We start from the raw sequence: 15,879 nt of genomic DNA on the forward strand, positions 1-15,879 counted from the left end.
AATAAAAACGGGGATTATATAGCATGCGGCCTGTAACTTTTTCTCCCAATGTCACTCTCCAAGTTTACGACGGTCCCATAGACCTCCTCTTGAGCCTTATAAAAAAGAATAAAATAAATATATACGATATTCCTATAGCGGAAATTACAAATCAATATTTGGAGGCAATAGGGCTTGATGAGAACGCCGTGGCTTCGACTTCCAACAATTTGGACATCGATTCAGGCGGCAACTTTATCGTAATGGCGGCTCAACTAATTTATATTAAATCCGTTATGTTGCTGCCGAAATACGATACCGAAAAAACGGAAGGAAACGAGGACGATGCGACAGCAGATCCGAGAACCGAACTGACCGATATGCTTCTGGAATATCGAAAAGTTAGAGAAGTTGCCCTCTTTCTAAATAATAGACCCATTTTAGGCAGAGACGTATTTGAAATAGGCCTGCTTAAAAACAGTAAGACTCCAACAGAAAAAAGACCCGGTAAAAGCAATGCCTCCTTCAATGCAAATATTTTTATTCTTTCGCAATATTTCTACAACAAAATAACGGAAGCCCAAAATAGAATAAGCGTATACGAAGTAACGAAAGATAATTTCTCTATTAAGGAAAAGATAATAGAGATAATGGAAATGTTTAAGGGGTTTAAAAATCTGACATTTAGCGGGTTAGTCAAAAACTGCGTCGATAAAGATGAATTGTTTACGTATTTTATAGCGCTTCTCGAGATGTCTAGGCTGATTTTAGCCAACCTTGAGCAATTCCAATTATTCGGAGAAATATTAATTACGCCGGTAACAGGCAGTCTTGAGACATACGACTCGAAGATTGCAAATATGAGCTGACCTTTTTTAAAATCCATAAAATTTTACTTGACCTTATAGCATGGTATAAGGTTTATAATTTATATTATCGATAACATCAAGAAACCATTATTAAAGTCTAATGATAATATAATATTATTTGGAGGGGTTAACATGAAAAAAATAAAGATGAATGTCACCGGAATGACCTGCGAACACTGCTCTGTTTCCGTCAATAAGGCGGTTAACGGGGTAAAAGGGGTAATAGAAGTAAATACCTCACTGTCTGAGAACGAAAGCATTATTTTAGCGGTTGACGATATAAATATAGAAGATATAAAAAAAAATATAAAAAATGCCGGCTATACGCCTTTAGCCCATGAAACTACGGATATTTCAGAAACGGAAGTTGAGAGGATGACGGAGGCAGAAGACGAACAAGGATCTGGTAGTGAACATAATTATGACTATGATTTAGTAGTCGTGGGCGGAGGCTCGTCCGCTTTTTCGGCGGCCATTAAATTCGCAGACGAAGGTAAACGAGTTTGCGTCATCGAAAATTGGATTATCGGCGGAACCTGTCTGAACAGGGGTTGTGTCCCTTCAAAACATCTCTTAGAAGCCGCAAGGATATATTACGAGCCTTTAAGTAACAAATTTAAGGGTATAGAAACAAAACAGTCGATGATCGACATAAGAGATCTTATAAAAAGGAAAACCGAACTCTTAAACGGTCTGAGAGAAATGAAATATTACAACGTGTTAAAGGGCTATAATAATATTGCGTTTATCGAAGCGGAAGGAAGGTTTGCGTCAAAAAATTCCGTCGAGATTATTCCAAACGATAAAAATATAAACCCTTACAAGGTTACTTCTAATCAATTTATCGTTGCCGTCGGTTCGACAAACAAGATAATAAACATCAACGGATTGGAAGAAATAGGCTATCTTACGAACGAAGAAATATTGAATTTAGATTATTTGCCCGAGACGCTTTTAATATTAGGCACAAGGGCGGTATCTCTGGAATTTGCCCAGATGTTTAAAAGGTTTGGTTCTAATGTAATAATAGTGGGACGTTCCGATAGAATTTTACTTAATGAAGAGCCTGAAATTTCAGAGGCGCTTTTAGAAACTTTAAAAAGTGAAGGAATCGAATTTTTCCTGAACTCTTCTATAAAACGCCTTTACATGGATGAAGAAAATGGAAAAAAATATGCCGATATTGAAACGGGAGGGGGTATAAAAACAGTCGTGTTCAATGAATTTTTAATGGCAACCGGCATTGTAGGAAATACCAAGAACTTAAATTTAGAAGCGGTCGGCATAGAAACATACGCACAGGGTTTTATTAAGGTCGATGACGAGCTTAAGACAGCCAATCCTAATATTTACGCATGCGGCGACGTTACCGGTTTAATGAGGTTGGTTACTACGGCTGCATATGACGGAAAAGTAGCCTCTGACAACATGCTTCACGGCAAGCATATAAAGGCAGACTATTCCTACGTTGCCCATACGACGTTTACCGATCCGGAAGTATCTTCCGTAGGCTTGACGAAAGAAGCGGCGATAAAAAAAGGCTACGACGTAACCGACGTCGTTTTTCCGGTAAAATATATCCCTAAGGCTCAGGCTATTTTTAAAACCGAGGGTTTGATAAAAATGATAGCGGATAAAAAAACAGGCAAGGTCATAGGGGTGCATATGTTGGCGCATAACTCCTCGGAAACGATTCAGCAGGCAAGCGTATATCTGCAGAACGGCTATACGATTCAGCAAATCGGAGAGGAGATAGGCGTTTACCCCACCATGGCGGAAGGGCTTAAATTAGCCGCTCAGAGTTTTACTAAGGATGTCGGCAAACTTAGCTGCTGCGCATAACATCGCAATATCAACCGCCGAGGGATAGCTCTGCTATCCCTGCATTTAATATGCGATAGTGTCCGGAAGGTAAATCTTCAAGATAAAGTTTACCTATGCTAACCCTTTTTAGTATAGTAATTTTAAGATTGAAAAACTCCATAAGCCTTCTGATTTCGCGATTTTTACCATTAGTTAAATCGACGGAAAGCATAAATCTTGTAAGGGTCTTTCTTATAACTTTAATATTTTTGGGTTTTAAAAGACCGGCTTCTCCAAATTTAATCCCCTTTTTAATTCTGTTAAAAAGGTCGTCGGTTAATTCACCCTTTGCTTCCACTATGTAAGTCTTTGTAACGTTAAATTTCGGGTGAGTCAATTTGTAAGCAAAATCTCCGTCGTTAGTAAACAGAAGTAAACCCTCGCTCATAAAATCTAATCTTCCTACTGGGAAAATATGCTTATACTTTAAAGCCTCTCTTTTTATTAATTCCATAACCGTCCTGAATCCATCGTCCGATTTCACGGCAGTAATATAACCCTGCGGCTTGTTCAGCATGATATATATTTTTTGATCTTCTTTAGAATTGATTTTCTTGCCGTTTACGACTACTTCGTCCCCGGGATTTACAAACACGGCAAGATTATTAATTTTTTCACCGTTTATAATTACCTTGCCGCTTTTTATTATTTCGTCGGCGTTTCTCCTTGAAGTACCGGTATTCATCGCCAAAAACTTATTTAACCTTAATGTCAAAATACTATTCCCTCCATTTGCGTAGAAGCCTGAGCGTAAAGTTTCATAGGAATCCGTCCGGATAGATATGCAAGTCTGCCCGCCTCTACTGCATTTTTCATAGCAACCGCCATACCAACGGGGTTGCCGGCGCCTGCTATCGCCGTATTTATAAGTATACCGTCTGCACCAAGCTCCATTGTTTTGCAAGCATCCGACGCTGTCCCTACTCCTGCATCTACGATAACCGGCACGGATACGGTTTCCTTGATTATTTTTATATTATAAGGATTTCTAATGCCCAAACCGGAACCGATAGGCGAAGCAAGCGGCATAACGACGGGGCACCCTATATCTTCAAGTTTCTTAGCGAGAACAGGGTCGTCCATCATGTAAGGCATAACAGTGAAACCTTCTTTGACCAATATCCTTGCCGCTTTTATTAATTCCTCGTTGTCGGGATAAAGAGTTTTAGAGTCGCCTATTACTTCGAGTTTTACGAGGTCGGTCTTAAAAACGTCAATCTCCCTCGCAAGCCTTAAGGTATTAACCGCATCTTCCGCGGTATAACACCCTGCCGTATTAGGCAAAAGCGTAAATTTGTCCTGATTTATATATGAAAGTAAATTTTCTTTTGCATTAAAATCTATGCGTCTAACCGCAACCGTTATGATTTCTGCCCCTGAAACCTCTGCCGATTCTTTCATAGTAGCAAAATCGGGATACTTCCCTGTTCCGATTATTAGACGCGATTTAAACGTATACTTGCCTATCTTCAGCATATCGCCGTCCATATTTTTATTCATTTCCTTAATCTCCCTTCGTTTTAATAATCTTACAGATTCAGATTATTTTAATTATTTAACCACCCGGCGCAATAGTCACCAAATCTACCTTATCTCTTTCTTTCAGCGTAAACTCCGCATAACTGCTTCTCGGAACTATTTCTTTATTGACGGCTACGGCGGTACTTTTAACATTTAATTTAAAAAAAGCTATTAAACCCGTAACGGTAATATCATTTTTCACTTCTAAAATTTTATCGTTTATATTTATCTTCATAAGTCTTTAAATATATTAATATATATTATATAAAGTATCTCTTCTCACAGGAATTCTCCCGGTGGTTTTGATGAGGTCAATTATTTCACTTTCAGACAAATACTCGCCAAACGTCCCTCCCGCACTTTTTGTGATATTTTCTTCCATAAGCGTCCCTCCAAAATCGTTAGTCCCGCATTCAAGCGATTTTAACGCCGCGGAAACACCTATTTTCGGCCAGCTTGTTTGAATATTTTTAAAATTATCTAAATAAAGCCTTAAAATTGCATAAAACTTAAATATTCTATCCGGAATCGGCGTCGAGTTAACCTTTTCTCTCAGAGAGGTCTTTAAAGAAATAAACGGCAAAGCAATAAATTCCGTAAATCCGCTCGTTTCGTCCTGGATCTGCCTTATTAGGCTTAAATGTTCCACAATATCGATATTTGTTTCAATATGCCCGAAAAGAATGGTCGCGGAGGTTTTGACGCCCAAACTATGTGCCGCTTTAATAATCTCAACCCATTGTGCCTTACTTAATTTTTCAGGACAAATCTTGTTTCTTGTTTCTTCCGCTAAAATCTCCGCCGCAGTTCCGGGCATTGAGTTTAATCCCAATTTGACTAATTTCAATATGATCTCTGCATAAGGCTTTCCGAGAGAGGTTGAAAGCTGCAATATCTCTTGAGGAGAAAACGCGTGAATATGGATATCCGGAAAGGTATCTCTCACTGCCTTAACCAAATTAAAATAATAATCCGGCTTCAACTCCGGATTTATGCCGCCGGTCACGCATACTTCATCTATACCTATAGCGTTTTTACCTTCGGAAATCTTTTCTATAATCTCGTCGTAATTCAATAGAAACGCATCTTTAGATTTCTTAGTCCTTTTGTATCCGCAAAACCTGCAATTTAAGCCGCATATATTTGTAAAATTAATATTCCTATTTACAACATACGATACTTTATTGGAATTGATTTCTAAATTTAACATATCTGCAGCACGGGTAATATCTTCTGTATTCTCCTTTTCTTCAAGCAGACAGAGAAGTTCATCGTCATTCAATCTTTTAAAGGATAAAGCCTTTTCAAGTATGGGGTTCAACATCGTATTATTATACCGTTATAATTATAACGGCAGTGTTATGTTTTTTAAAAAATAATCAAGATACTCTTACAGAGGTTTTGCGGCGAACGAAAAAGGAAAGAAGACCCACGAACCTAATTTTGATAACAGCTTTATGCACGATAAAAATATGCCCTGTCGGTTCTTAACAATTTCTTACCTCCCTACGCCGGCATTACCCGTATCAGGTTCAAAGGGTTGTAAGCCGGAAATAATTCACGACTCGACTCTCAGCCAAACTAATAGCGGCACCCCTGATTATGATTATTATACCTTATTTAATGACTCCAATCAATAAATTCTTGTGTTTATTATTGTAAACCTTTATATATGCTATTTTTACCGTTAAGATATTATTTTTTGCCTCTAAAGGCGTGAAATAATATTCTAAAAAAACCGTCCTTTTTATATGCCCAAAGGTACCCGTTCTTCCGTTTATGAAATTTTCCGCCTTTTCTTCCGACATTTTCAAAAAATTTAATTCTCCGGCATTCTTATGAACGATTGTTAAATTATGAAACAAGTAATAAATATTTCCATTTTTTATTTTGATAAAATTGATATTTCTGCGCGTTCTCATTCCATTTTTTATGAGATTATCAGATCTATAATAAGTTAAATAAAATCCATGTTTTTTAAAATTATAAGCACTGATATTCGCCCTTATATGTTCCTTGAAATATCGTACTGATTTTATAAAATTCATTAATTTTTTCAGCCTCATCTTGTCTTTTAAATAAAGTTTCTTCCATAAAAAAGGATTGTATCTGTCGTGAGCGTACAACGCCGGATTGACAATTTTTATATAAGTCGTAATATCATTTTTGCCTATAGGAAGGTTTTCGGCTTTTAGATACAGCCCATAGATAATCGGGTCGGAGGCGTAAACGCCCCTATGAATTCCGCTACCTGAGCCGGCAAAAGCCGTTTTTCCAAAAACAGGATTAAAGAACAAAATGCTAAATATAGCCACTATCGTTATAAGTATAAATAATTTTATCCTATCCATATAAAATACCCCCCTTTGCTTAGCTTATTCAGGTATTTAATTAAATACCTGATTATTAGTTAATAATAATAAAATAGTCAAAATTTGTCAAATTCCTATGTTGTTTTTTTTCTTATATATAAATTATTAAATATTAATGCGCTTATCACTATAAATACTCCTATATATTCTATATAGGAAAGCGACTGATCATCTAATATTGCTATCATAAGCGTAGTTACCGGAACAAAATTTAAAAAAAGAACTCCATTAATAGGATGAATTATTCTATTGCCCGCATTCCACGCAAAAACGCCTAAAACGGCGGATATGAATATCATATATAAAATTTCCCACCAGACAGACGATACGGCGGCAACACCCGGAACCCTTAAAAGCCCGACAGAGGTCATTATTATTATTAATATTAGAATCGTAAAAAAGCCGAAAATAGAAGTTAAGGCCGTGTATCTAAGAGGCGACCACTTTGGAAATTTCGTGATGCCCATAGTATAAAAAACCCAGCAGAAAGCCCCTGCCACAATCAGAATATCTCCTCCAAGACTCAACCTTAATGACATAAGCCGGCCTATGTCTCCTTGAGTAACAATGAGCAAAACGCCGAATAATCCGGCTAAAATAGCAAAACCCGTAAAAACAGCAAGTTTTGTTTTGTTTAAAAATTTATTTAAAATTGCACCCATGAACGGCATAGTTGCCATAATTGCCGCTGCCACTATGGCTCCATGAAATCCTCCTATAATCTGCTGACCCCACCACACGAAAAAACCGAACCCCGCAAAGCCCACGGATCCGTAAACCCATACTGAAAACCATCTGCCTTCCAATTTAAAGGAGTTTTTACCTTCAATGAAGTAAAGCATGGAAAGAAAAATAACGGATGCCGGGGCGTATCTAAATAGAGTGAGATAAAAAGGATCTATGACTTTTAAGACAATTCCCATTATCGGAAACATTCCTCCCCACACTATAGCCGACAATAAACACAAAAAAATGCCTACATATAATTTATTGATATGCTTCATCATTTCTCCTTTTGATTAAAGTGTAAAGCAATACTATGCCGTTCTATCTTTTAATTACCGCGACCTTATTTTCTTTGATTTAATTAGATATTTTGCTATTATAAATTTAGTGTCATCATAAGTAAAATGAATAATATTTATATATGATATGAGTAAAAACTAATGACGTTAAATCAATTAGCAGTTTTAATTAAGGTTGTTGAACTTAAAAGTTTTTCTAATGCGGCGGAAGAACTTTATATCACGCAGCCGGGAGTGAGTCATTCAATATCGAATTTAGAATCCGAATTGGGCATAAAACTTATTTTTCGGGGAAAAGACGGAATCTGTCTTACTGAAACAGGTGTTAAAGTACTGAAATATGCCCGCGTGGTTACGACAAGCATAGAGCAGATAAGGCAGGAAGTTGCCGCTTCATTGGGGCTTAAAACTGGAAAGTTAAAGATTGGAAGTTTTGGAAGCGTTTCGACTAATTTTCTTCCGGGAATAATGTACTTATTTAAACTACGGTATCCCAAAATTGATTTAAAAGTATTTGAGGGAACTGAAGATGAAATAAGAGACTGGATTTTATCCCGCACCATAGACATAGGATTTATCACATTTCCATGCAATTCGCTTGAAACTATTCCTATAATCTCCGACGATATGATGGTAGTTTTACCTGAAACCCATGATTTGGCGGCTCAAAAATCAATCAGCATCGAGGAATTAGCTAAATATCCTATGATGGTAACATGGAACAGCAGCTGTCAGACTTTAGTAAAAGAGGTATTTAAATCGTCGACGGGAAAACCTCCGCAATGGAAATATAAAGTAAGCAATATTGGAACGCTCTTGGCCATGATTAAAGAGGGCTTGGGGATAGCTATCATACCTAAATTGGCATTGTCGCAAGATATACCGAATGTAAAAATTTTACCGCTTAAACCGGTATTTAAGCGTAGAATAGGTCTTGCGTCAATAACACCGTTTTCAGATATAGCCCCTGCTACCTCGGCTTTTGTCGAACTAACGCAAAAGTGGATAAAAAATAATTTGGATTTATAATACCAACTTTTCAGAAGACTCAGACTGACTCTAATACCCGGTCCCATTGCTAAATTTGTTGAAATAGGCATATTCGTCAAATGATTTACGGACCGGACGCTCAATTTCATCATGCCTTTGTTTTTCGCTCAAAGCAGGATCTATTTCTTTTCTATGCTTGCCGAATATTATGAGAGTTATTATTTCCATATCGTCGGGAGACTTTATAACCTTCTTAACTATTTCAGGATTATAGCCGGCTATAGGATGGGCAATATATCCGAGCTCGGCTACCTTAAGGATGAGGAAAGCGACTGCCATTCCCGTATCTAAAAGATAGTATTTCCTATTATCTAAAATACAATCATCACTTTGCTTGGATAAAACGGCTATTATCATAGATGCATTGCGCGCCCAATCATTACCCTTTGGAAGAGCGGTTTTTAATTCCTCGAGAACAGCATTCTTATGAACAAATACAAATTTCCACGGCTGATTATTAAAACAAGATGGCGACAAAGATGCAGATAGAGCGAGTATTCTAATAAGGTCTTCGGTTATTTCCATTTTTTCCAAAGACCTGTAAGCGCGCCTTGACTCAATAGCTGTCGATACGTCCATTTTTATCCCTCCTTAAAAATTTATATAAGTTATATTTTTAAATAAAATCGGCTAATTATGCCATTTTTATAATATTAATATATAGCATACTGAAGGCAAAATTCCTCCTTGCTACTTTAATCATAATATTTTCTCACAATATCATCCTCCGAGCAATTTCTATATATTTATCATAAAGTGCTAACGTTGTAAACAAACTTTTTTATCACACAAGAACAGATTCTGCACTGATCTCACATTATTTAATACTTTTCTGTAGTAGTCATAATATTTATACACACGCATGATATATGACACGGTTTGCCTGTACAGCGTAATTACGACCTCTTTGCGGTTTTTTATATGCACTGTCCTAACGGAATCAGGTCCGGCATTATAGCATGCCAAGGCAGGAACTGGTTTATAACCGAATTTCTTGAGGCAGTAATGCAAATATTTTGCTCCGGCAATTATGTTTGTCAGTGGATTATTAATATTTATATTTAACGCTTCGGCTGTTTTCGGCATAATCTGCATTAGCCCCACGGCTCCCTTAGGACTTATTGCATGGATATTGAAATTACTTTCTACTCTCATGACTGCGATAAGGAACGGCACAGGTATTTTGTATTTTTTAGAAACAAATATTATAGTTTTATATATTGCCTTTTTGTCGAAATTAATTCCAAATGAATCGTTTACAAGGATAATCGATAAAATCGTTTTGGCAGATATGACAATAATAAAGATAGCGGCTATAAATTTAATCTTTTTCATGAAATTCATAATAGAGCTTAACCGAATTATTTCCGAGATTATTAGTGAGTATCAACACTTCGAGTGTTAAATCTGATAATTTACGCCGTTTCAGAAATACGACGTCTCCTTTTATTTCGGTGAGACCGCCAAGATATGAATATTTTCCGTCGCCGATATTGGACTTAAACGCCACTAATTTGAACCCGCTATCAGTCTTTTTAAACAGGAATAATCTATATTTCACGGTAGATGAATGGAGGTTCTTTATGGAAAAATCGATAATCCCGAATATATTTTTAAATTTTATGGACTCTATTCCCAAAACAAATCTTCCATTCGGACTTTCAATGGTTTTATCTATAATAACCGACTTATACTCACGGCTTGAGGTCTTAACCATAAACGAGGGTTTAAAATAATCGGCTGTCGACGGCATATCCGACTTTACAGGACCGCTTATAACGTTTTCATTATGAACGCCACTTAATCCAAGGGATATTTTTAGCACCCTTGTTTCTAATTTTCTTTGAAATCTGCCTGTTACTCCGCTTTTTGCGGTCATAATAATCGGCGCAGGCGTGCATCCCGAAAACATAAACAGTATCGGTAGAATTAAAGCAAAACTTAAAAAACGATATATTTTAGTCATAACTTTCCATTTTCTTTATTAATTTTTAATTAAAAAATCTTTTACCCTCAGCCTAATTAACTTTTTACTTATGATAACGTGAAAAGAGAGTTCAAGATCGTCCCCCTGCTTAAGTCCCTGCTCTTTAAAAATTATTACGTTTTTTATTAATTCGTAGGGCATATATTCAACATCGTGCGGAGTATGGTTTATTATACTTATTTCTTTAATCTTACTCGGGTCGTATCCATTCAAAAAACTCCCCCCTTTTTCGTCGTAAAGATAAACATTTCTGACGAAAAAGGCTTTATTGCTATTGTTAGTCAGCTGATATTGCAAATAGTATATATTCCGTATGCGGCTCAAAGATATTACAGTCAGTGTTATCCCATTCTTAGAGACAAATTTATTTATTTTAATCCTGTTTATAAGCAGTATTAAATCCATAACCTCCTTTTTTTCATTTTTTAATTTTTTCTCTTTTTCGTTGACTAATCTCATTTTCAGGGTATATTTTTTTAACAACGCGCTTTTTAACTTATCAATTTTATTTTTTAAGTAATTGACTGCAAAAACATTCTTTAACGTATCCGCCAGATTAAGATTATATGTGACGAGCTTCGAGCTTCTTATCCTTAGAAGTACGTTTATAAGGCCGTATTTCGTAAATATCTCAAGATTGCTCGTAGTTCCAGCGTCATATGTTATCGGCTTTATAAATATTTGCTTTCCCACAATCTGTTCCGAGAACGCTCCGGTATCTCCAAGCGCCACGTCCAGCGGAATCACCGGAAGGGTTATAACGCTGACATAGCCCTGCGCCGTATTGAGTTTATAGACTATACCCGATTCTATTTTTAATTTATGAATCCATAATTTTTTTTTAATACCATATTTAACGATATCGGAGTATTTCATGGCGTTTCCAGTAGCGCCTGATAGACCGGGTATACAAAAAACTATAAGGTAAAAAATAGATATAAATATGACATTTACATAGCAATATTTAATTATTAACATCAATTTTTAATACCTCCCGTTTTTTTCTTTTTCTCTATATTTTTCTAATTTATCGTGCATTTTAAGTTTCGAACCCGTAAGCCTCGTTTCAAAAATCAGAATATATACCCCATGCAACCCTGTTAAAAAAAGAAAGAGGTTGACCGCGTACATGACCGACACGACGGGATAAATTCTAAGGACATACCATATAAAAAAATAAAACGAATTTATAAAATATTTAAAACCGCTATCGGCAAAATAAAAAAGAATGAATAATCCGCTAAAAATAAGAAACATTATTTCAGGGATATCTAATTCATAACCGCCTCCGCTTCCGTATCTATTTTTCATTATTTTTCAATCCGTTCTGATTATAATTTTATGTAACATAGGGCATATTTATATAGCATCAAAATAACTTTTCGTTTTTGGTCTATATATCGGATGAAGATAGACAATGCCTGGACCCTTTATGCCGTTGCCGGAATATATCCTGTAAACTGCCTGATTCATTTTTAAATTAGCGAAGTCGTCCGTATCGAAGGAGGGCATTTTTTCATAGGTCTTCGTAGCACCTTTGGAGATAGTATTATCATCGGATATAAGCCCCCCCACATATGAATTAAAAGACGCTCCTTCATCCTGTTCCGTTATGTTTTCTGTTATTTTTAATTTGTATTCCTTATCGCATATTTTCGAAGCTTTTTCTTTAGAGTAATCGTCGCTCAACGAAAGCCATAGCGAAGACCTGATATTGCCAATAAGGGTATTCAACTTTTCCTCCGAACCCAATTTGAGCTTTAAAGAACTGTAACTTTGAGTGAGAACGATATTTATTGCTTTAGACTGCCTGCATCTTGCGAAAAATTCGGCATCCGATTCAATATCTCCAGAAGTGACATAGTTTTGATATTCATCGCATATAAACACTACCGGCCTTTCCGCATTAACAGATTTATTCGTCAAGACTTTGTAAACCCTATTTAAGACCGTCCTGAAGTAGTCGAGTTTCAACATAATTCCTATTATCTTCCCCGTTGAGCCGTATTCCGATTCCGGCATTTTTAAAATTACGATTTTTCCCTTGTTCAAGACATCGGCAAAGCCCTGAAAATTAAGTTTTTCTAACGGAGCACAGAAGGTTTCTCTAAACGGATGCTTAATAAAATCCGAACATACCCTCAACGATTCACTCTTTATAATGCCTTTCGTTCGTTCGTCGAGACCCGCAAAATCGGCACCGACAAAGTAAGATATTATGAGTTTTAATTCGTTTAAGATCAATGAATCTGAGCTAACCTTCGCATTAGATCCTATCCCCTTTTTTGCCCTATTTTTCCCTATTATATCTTTGGCATAACGCAGAATGTCTTTCAGCCTGTTTCCGTCGGAAATAACTTCGTATATATCGCTTAAAGTAACATATCCCATGCAAAGCCTTACCAAACCTATGGAGTTAGAAAGAAGCCTTATCGATTTGTCTTTCCAAAAGCTGTCCTGCCGCCCGTCATTAGAATTGATATTTTCCAGAACTGAGTATAGCCTTTCCGCTATAATTTTTGAATCTAACATCGGGTAGTGTACCGGATTAAAATAGCAACCCGACCCCGGCTCTATTATAACTATATCCCGTTCTCTTCCGCTGCGTTTAAGTATATTTGCCGCTTCTTTCCAAAAATCTCCCTTTACGTCGAGAATAAGTCCGCCAATTTTTTCTTTATATATTTCTTTTTTATACTTTATCAGCTGGTCCAAAAAAGGATATGCGCACGCACTCGTCTTCCCTGTACCGGTAGCTCCGAAAACTATAATACCGGTATAAAGACCGTTCTTATCCATGGTAAGCCATTCTGGTTTTTCCTTTCTAGTTCCGTCTTTTTCATGAATTTCCCCTATAACGAGTTGAAGGTTTTCGACTTCCGCTTCAGGCCAAATCAAACACTGCCTCTTCTGTTTTTTCGCCGTAATCCCGTATCTAATCCTAAAATCATTCTCCGGCTTAAAATAAAGGTATTTGTTGTACAACATATTAAACAAAGTGTAGGATGCGATAAACCAAGTAAAAACCGGCATAAAAATAAAGGATAGATAAACAGGAGTAAAATAGTCAAAATAATAGGTTATATTTTTGTTATAAAAAAATCCCGAAACAAAAAATAAATAAAAGAGTTCCGAAGTAAATATTAAAAAAGATATCGTTAGTTTTGCAAGAAGCGTTTTGTTCAATTTAATTCCCTCCCGACAATGTTTTTAACTGCCCTTATATCCGAATAGTATGTCCACAAAGAGGATTCGAGTATTCGTATATCCCCCTCACATACGGCATCTCTTCTCCCTAATAGTGCGGATACCCTGAGTATCTTAACCACTTCTTTCCATCTTCTATCTGAGACAAACACCTGTTTGCACCTGAGCGCTTCTCTTATCTCGTATAATGCATCGAAAATACGGTCGGGTATAATTATCGTATCGGACGCCGAGATTAAAATATTTATATCTTCCCTATTTAATGAGGTTTCATGAAATTTTAATTCGTCTTTTAATTCGAGCAATTTCTTAAAATTTTCCTTGCTTCTCACCGGCAGTATTTCTTTTCTAAACAAAAATCTGTCGTAAAGCGGTAGAAGGCCTGCATCTGAAGATTTATCGGGTTTCTCGTTAGAGGTGGCAAAGAGGCTTACCAAGGGAATTTTATGGGGTTCCGGATCATATATAATCCTTTCATTCATAATAGCAAGAAGAGAGTTAAGAGTAGCATACGGTGCCTTAAAAAATTCGTCTATCAATGCTATATCGCAATTATCTATTCCGATTTTATTTTTAATATTTTTAGATATAAGCTCGCTTATATCCGTAGAGGGCGTCATTTGAAAATCGAAAAGCTTGAGGCCGTATATGCGTCTCACAAGCGACTTTAATATAGCTGTTTTAGCAAGCCCCGGTCCGCCTATCAGTATGGAGTGTTTTTTAGAAATAATCGCAAGTATAATCATATCTATCACCTCTTTTCTTTCCAAAAAACCGGAGTTAAGACTCTTCTTAATATCCGACAGTTTGTCTAAGACGCTTTTTATTTTTATTGAATTAAGCTGCATATAATGGTTTAAGAAACATAATTTTAATCGGCGCATCCTTGGGGAGCGTTATACTTATTGCGCCCCTATTAGAATTCGCATATTTGTTTATGCCGTTTCGAGCCTGATTAAGCTCGCTTTGAGCGACGTTTTCCCTGAGCCGATTTTGAAATGTGTATGGATTAGAAGAACTAAAACCGGAACCGCCGCCTACGAAAATAGATGCGGCACCCACTACCCCTTGCGCTATGGACTCAAGAATATTTGCAACATAGCGGTTATGAACATCTCCGACAATTCCGCCGGAGCCGTCGGGCATCATTGCAATAGCGCTAATATTAATCGATTTTCCGTCGGTTTCGATGATTTTATGAAATTTAATATTTAACCTGTTTAACGAGTGTTTTACAGTCACCATTCCGAAAAATTTATCCCCCTTTCTTAAAACCGTTTCACCTCTGCCATGGAAATTCTCGGCAAGTATCGCTATGACCGGAACGGCGGTATTATATGAAAATATTTTATATTTGATATAGGCATCTAATACCGTCCCGAGGGGTACGACCAGCCTCGAACGTTTATCAAAGTTTTCGGCTGTAGCCAAGTCCGATTTAATCGACTTGGCATTATTGCCGCTTTTCATTTTTACTCCCCTTTCAGCGTTTAGAATGGCATTACTGTAACTTGCCTTGATAAAGACAACCATTTTTTTTGTAATTTTAGAAGTTTTTTTGCCTCTCGATCTTAATTTTGCTCTATAGCGCAACCCTTTCATCTCTTTATTGAATTTGGTATTGAATTTATCCTTTTTGATTTTATCGGTATAATCAAAAACAGAGGGTGAAAATCTTTTTTTTAAATATACCTTCACATTCCTTTTTGGGTTTATTTTAACTCCGGCAATTCCGGATTTATGAAAGAATAAGAATTCAAACAGTAAAAACAATGCTATTAAAAAAATTATCACTATTGCTGGGAGCTTAAAAAGCTTGAAGAGATCTAAGTTAAAAAGTTTATTCTTTTCTGAAGATTCCGAATTATAGATGTCTTCTTCGTGTCCGTTCCCGCGTCTAGATGTAGAATTATCGCCGTCCTTAAGGTCTTCGGAACGATTCCTTTCCACATCTTCTTCTCTTATAATATGGCTATTATTCCAGCGATTCTTATCCATATGAATTT

General features: G+C 36.5%; 17 protein-coding genes and 1 riboswitch. Of the genes, 3 read left to right on the forward strand and 14 right to left on the reverse strand.

Annotation, left to right across the window (positions count from 1 at the left end; all coding sequences use genetic code 11):
* The first annotated feature begins 23 nt into the window (after positions 1-23).
* Positions 24-848 (forward strand): segregation and condensation protein A, encoded by an 825-nt coding sequence (locus ACMCNP_RS00470; protein ID WP_419312315.1) that lies wholly within the window; start codon positions 24-26, stop codon positions 846-848.
* A gap of 132 nt (positions 849-980) precedes the next feature.
* Positions 981-2,690 (forward strand): mercury(II) reductase, encoded by a 1,710-nt coding sequence (gene merA / locus ACMCNP_RS00475; protein ID WP_419312318.1) that lies wholly within the window; start codon positions 981-983, stop codon positions 2,688-2,690.
* Positions 2,691-2,700: 10 nt separating this feature from the next.
* On the opposite strand, the gene ACMCNP_RS00480 is transcribed toward merA, so the two are convergent.
* The 6 genes from ACMCNP_RS00480 to ACMCNP_RS00505 all read right to left on the reverse strand — a co-directional run bounded on the left by ACMCNP_RS00480 (position 2,701) and on the right by ACMCNP_RS00505 (position 7,611).
* Positions 2,701-3,426 (reverse strand): pseudouridine synthase, encoded by a 726-nt coding sequence (locus tag ACMCNP_RS00480; protein WP_419312321.1) that lies wholly within the window; start codon positions 3,424-3,426, stop codon positions 2,701-2,703.
* Positions 3,423-4,199: a thiazole synthase gene (locus ACMCNP_RS00485; RefSeq protein WP_419314328.1), complete on the reverse strand. Its 777-nt coding sequence runs from the start codon at positions 4,197-4,199 to the stop codon at positions 3,423-3,425. The genes ACMCNP_RS00480 and ACMCNP_RS00485 overlap by 4 nt, the downstream gene beginning before the upstream one ends.
* Before the next feature lie 67 nt (positions 4,200-4,266).
* A complete protein-coding gene (thiS, locus tag ACMCNP_RS00490; protein ID WP_419312322.1) occupies positions 4,267-4,467 on the reverse strand; it encodes a sulfur carrier protein ThiS in 201 nt (66 codons plus the stop codon).
* Positions 4,468-4,482: 15 nt separating this feature from the next.
* Positions 4,483-5,556, reverse strand: coding sequence for a 5-amino-6-(D-ribitylamino)uracil--L-tyrosine 4-hydroxyphenyl transferase CofH (gene cofH, locus ACMCNP_RS00495; RefSeq protein WP_419312325.1), 1,074 nt, complete (start codon positions 5,554-5,556; stop codon positions 4,483-4,485).
* 162 nt (positions 5,557-5,718) lie between these two features.
* Positions 5,719-5,840, reverse strand: a riboswitch (TPP riboswitch).
* An 8-nt stretch (positions 5,841-5,848) separates the two neighbouring features.
* Entirely contained in the window at positions 5,849-6,583 is a 735-nt protein-coding gene (locus tag ACMCNP_RS00500) for a DUF4852 domain-containing protein (RefSeq protein ID WP_419312328.1), read from the reverse strand.
* A gap of 95 nt (positions 6,584-6,678) precedes the next feature.
* The gene (locus ACMCNP_RS00505) at positions 6,679-7,611 is read right to left on the reverse strand and encodes a DMT family transporter (protein WP_419312330.1); all 933 of its coding nucleotides are present in this window, start codon (positions 7,609-7,611) and stop codon (positions 6,679-6,681) included.
* Positions 7,612-7,770: 159 nt separating this feature from the next.
* Here ACMCNP_RS00505 and ACMCNP_RS00510 point away from each other — a divergent pair, with 159 nt between their 5' ends.
* Positions 7,771-8,658 (forward strand): LysR family transcriptional regulator, encoded by an 888-nt coding sequence (locus ACMCNP_RS00510; RefSeq protein WP_419312333.1) that lies wholly within the window; start codon positions 7,771-7,773, stop codon positions 8,656-8,658.
* 30 nt (positions 8,659-8,688) lie between these two features.
* On the opposite strand, the gene ACMCNP_RS00515 is transcribed toward ACMCNP_RS00510, so the two are convergent.
* The 8 genes from ACMCNP_RS00515 to ACMCNP_RS00550 form a co-directional block, all read right to left on the reverse strand.
* A complete protein-coding gene (locus ACMCNP_RS00515; protein WP_419312336.1) occupies positions 8,689-9,258 on the reverse strand; it encodes a nitroreductase family protein in 570 nt (189 codons plus the stop codon).
* A gap of 180 nt (positions 9,259-9,438) precedes the next feature.
* Positions 9,439-10,014: a lytic transglycosylase domain-containing protein gene (locus ACMCNP_RS00520; protein ID WP_419312339.1), complete on the reverse strand. Its 576-nt coding sequence runs from the start codon at positions 10,012-10,014 to the stop codon at positions 9,439-9,441.
* Positions 10,001-10,645, reverse strand: a complete 645-nt coding sequence (locus ACMCNP_RS00525; RefSeq protein ID WP_419312342.1) for a hypothetical protein — start codon at positions 10,643-10,645, stop codon at positions 10,001-10,003. The genes ACMCNP_RS00520 and ACMCNP_RS00525 overlap by 14 nt, the downstream gene beginning before the upstream one ends.
* An 18-nt stretch (positions 10,646-10,663) precedes the next feature.
* Entirely contained in the window at positions 10,664-11,644 is a 981-nt protein-coding gene (locus ACMCNP_RS00530) for a hypothetical protein (RefSeq protein WP_419312345.1), read from the reverse strand.
* A gap of 6 nt (positions 11,645-11,650) precedes the next feature.
* A complete protein-coding gene (locus ACMCNP_RS00535; RefSeq protein ID WP_419312348.1) occupies positions 11,651-11,977 on the reverse strand; it encodes a hypothetical protein in 327 nt (108 codons plus the stop codon).
* A gap of 48 nt (positions 11,978-12,025) precedes the next feature.
* A complete protein-coding gene (locus tag ACMCNP_RS00540; RefSeq protein ID WP_419312351.1) occupies positions 12,026-13,852 on the reverse strand; it encodes a type IV secretory system conjugative DNA transfer family protein in 1,827 nt (608 codons plus the stop codon).
* The gene (locus ACMCNP_RS00545; protein ID WP_419312354.1) at positions 13,849-14,721 is read right to left on the reverse strand and encodes an AAA family ATPase; all 873 of its coding nucleotides are present in this window, start codon (positions 14,719-14,721) and stop codon (positions 13,849-13,851) included. Before ACMCNP_RS00545 ends, ACMCNP_RS00540 begins: the two co-directional genes overlap by 4 nt.
* Positions 14,711-15,871, reverse strand: coding sequence for a TrbI/VirB10 family protein (locus tag ACMCNP_RS00550; protein ID WP_419312357.1), 1,161 nt, complete (start codon positions 15,869-15,871; stop codon positions 14,711-14,713). Before ACMCNP_RS00550 ends, ACMCNP_RS00545 begins: the two co-directional genes overlap by 11 nt.
* Positions 15,872-15,879 lie beyond the last annotated feature (8 nt).

It is taken from the genome of Candidatus Acidulodesulfobacterium sp. H_13 (genome assembly GCF_048541835.1).
Taxonomy (GTDB): Bacteria; SZUA-79; SZUA-79; order Acidulodesulfobacterales; family Acidulodesulfobacteraceae; genus QIJE01.